General features: G+C 69.1%; 3 protein-coding genes. All 3 read left to right on the forward strand.

Annotated elements, in window-relative coordinates:
* The first annotated feature begins 105 nt into the window (after positions 1-105).
* Positions 106-1,029: an ABC transporter permease gene (locus AB0M03_RS39555; RefSeq protein ID WP_363501665.1), complete on the forward strand. Its 924-nt coding sequence runs from the start codon at positions 106-108 to the stop codon at positions 1,027-1,029.
* A 100-nt stretch (positions 1,030-1,129) separates the two neighbouring features.
* A complete protein-coding gene (locus AB0M03_RS39560) occupies positions 1,130-2,050 on the forward strand; it encodes an ABC transporter permease (protein WP_363501672.1) in 921 nt (306 codons plus the stop codon).
* A gap of 18 nt (positions 2,051-2,068) precedes the next feature.
* Positions 2,069-2,761: ABC transporter ATP-binding protein (locus AB0M03_RS39565; protein WP_363501668.1), on the forward strand; the 693-nt coding region annotated here is incomplete at its 3' end.

Below are 2,761 nucleotides of genomic sequence, written 5' to 3' on the forward strand. Positions count from 1 at the left end.
TCGGGGTGAGCGAGGCGGGGGCGACCGAGCCCTGCACCGCGCGGTCCACGGACTTCACGGCGCCCTCGGCGCGGCCGCCCTTCCGGCGGCCCCCTGGAGGTTCGCATGGGACGCTACGTCATCAGACGCCTGCTGCAGATGATCCCGGTGTTCCTCGGGAGCACCTTCCTCATCTTCGTGATGGTCCACGCGCTCGGCGACCCGGTGAACGCGCTCTTCGGCGACCGGGCCCCCGACCCGGTCGTCGCCCAGCAGATCCGCGAGCAGTACAACCTGGACGAACCCCTGTGGCTCCAGTACCTGATCTACATGGGCAACCTGTTCCGCTGGGACTTCGGCACCACCTTCAACGGGCAGTCGGTCACCTCGCTGCTCGCCACCGCCTACCCGGCGACGATCAAGCTCACCGCCGTGGCCTTCACCATCGAGGTCATCTTCGGCGTCGGCTTCGGCCTGATCAGCGGCCTGCGCCGCGGCGGCTGGTCGGACAACACGGTGCTGATCTTCACCCTGATCGTCATCTCCATCCCCACCTTCGTCACCGGTTTCGTGCTCCAGTACCTGGTCGGTGTGAAGTGGGGCGTCCTGCCCGCCACGGCCGGCGAGGACCTCACCTTCGAGTCCCTCCTGCTGCCCGGCATCGTGCTCGCGTCCGTCTCGCTCGCCTACGTCGCCCGGCTCACCCGCACCACCGTCGCCGAGAACTCCCGGGCCGACTACGTGCGCACCGCGGTGGCCAAGGGCCTCCCGCGCCGCCGGGTGGTGCTCAACCACCTGCTGCGCAACTCGCTGATCCCGGTCGTCACCTTCCTCGGCGCCGACCTGGGCGCCCTCATGGGCGGCGCGCTGGTCACCGAGCGGATCTTCAACATCCACGGGGTGGGCTTCTACCTCTACCAGGGCATCGTCCGTCAGAACACCGCCACGGTCGTCGGCTTCGTGACCATCCTGATCATCATCTACCTGGCGGCCAACCTGCTCGTCGACCTGCTCTACGCGGTCCTGGACCCGAGGATCCGTTATGCCTGACCAGGAGAAGTACAACAAGGCGGACCCCCTCGCGGACGCCGGCACCGAGGAAGAGGAAATCCAGAGTGCCGTCGAGAGCCGCACCTTCGACCTCGGCACCATGGAAGCGCAGACTTTAATCAAGAACGAGCGACTCGACGACGAACCGGAGATCCCCGCGGCCGACGACCGGGTCAAGCCGCGCAGCCTCTGGCAGGACGCCTGGCGCGACCTGCGGCGCAACCCGATCTTCATCATCTCCGGACTGCTGATCATCTTCCTGGTGGTGATGGCGATCTGGCCCGGCCTGTTCACCTCCACCGACCCGCTGAAGTGCGACCTGTCGAAGGCCCAGCAGGGCGCCGAGTCCGGTCATCCCTTCGGCTACGACGGGCAGGGCTGCGACGTCTACTCCCGCACCGTCCACGGCGCGCGCGCCTCCATCACGGTCGGCGTCTGCGCCACCGTCGGCGCCGCCCTGGTCGGCACCGTGCTCGGCGGCCTGGCCGGCTTCCTCGGCGGCTGGTCCGACTCGGTCATCTCCCGGGTCGCCGACATCTTCTTCGGCATCCCGATCCTGCTCGGCGGCCTGGTCTTCCTCTCCGTCATCCCCAGCCGGTCGATCTGGATCGTGGTCGCCTTCATCGTGGTGCTCGGCTGGCCGCAGATCGCCCGCATCGGCCGCGGCGCCGTGATCACCGCCAAACAGCAGGACTACGTGACCGCGGCCAGGGCCCTCGGCGCGAGCAACAGCCGGCTGATGCTGCGGCACATCCTGCCCAACGCGGTCGCCCCGATCATCGTGGTCGCCACCATCGCACTCGGCACCTACATCGCCCTGGAGGCCACCCTGAGCTTCCTCGGCGTGGGCCTCAAGCCGCCGACGGTCTCCTGGGGCATCGACATCTCCTCGGCCTCGGCGACCTTCCGCAACGCTCCGCACATGCTGCTCTACCCGGCCGGGGCGCTGAGCCTCACCGTCCTGGCGTTCATCATGCTCGGCGACGCCGTCCGCGACGCTCTCGACCCGAAGCTGCGCTGAGAGGGGCCCCCACCAACCATGAACAGCGGCAACAGCGACGACGACGCCGGCGGCGGCGCCATCCGGATCGACACCCGTGCGGCCGTCACCGCCGCGCCCGGGGGCGAACTGCTCGACGTCCGCGGCCTGCAGGTCGAGTTCCGCACCCGCGACGGCGTCGCCAAGGCCGTCAACGGCGTCGACTACTCCGTCCGCGCGGGGGAGACCCTCGCCGTGCTCGGTGAGTCCGGTTCCGGCAAGTCCGTCACCGCCCAGGCGATCATGGGCATCCTGGACAGCCCGCCCGGTTTCGTCACCGGCGGCGAGATCGTCTTCAAGGGCCGCGACCTGCTCAAGCTCGGCGCCGAGGAGCGGCGGAAGATCCGCGGCGAGCAGATGGCCATGATCTTCCAGGACGCGCTGTCCGCCCTGAACCCCGTCCACAGCGTCGGCACCCAGCTCGGCGAGATGTACCGGGTGCACCGCGGCGTCTCCCGCAAGGACGCCAAGGACAAGGCCGTCGAACTGATGGACCGCGTCCGCATCCCGGCCGCCAAGCAGCGGGTGAACGACTACCCGCACCAGTTCTCCGGCGGCATGCGCCAGCGCATCATGATCGCCATGGCGCTCGCCCTGGAGCCCGACCTGATCATCGCGGACGAGCCCACCACCGCCCTGGACGTCACCGTCCAGGCCCAGGTGATGGACCTCCTCGCGGAACTGCAGGCCGAG

Origin of the sequence: Kitasatospora sp. NPDC051914 (genome assembly GCF_040680995.1) — a bacterium.
GTDB lineage: Bacteria > Actinomycetota > Actinomycetes > Streptomycetales > Streptomycetaceae > Kitasatospora.

What these genes read in the sequence shown, in the direction of transcription:
- AB0M03_RS39555 (WP_363501665.1), top strand. Translation starts at nt 106, where the DNA reads ATGGGACGCTACGTCATCAGACGCCTGCTGCAGATGATCCCGGTGTTC.
- AB0M03_RS39560 (WP_363501672.1), top strand. Translation starts at nt 1,130, where the DNA reads ATGGAAGCGCAGACTTTAATCAAGAACGAGCGACTCGACGACGAACCG.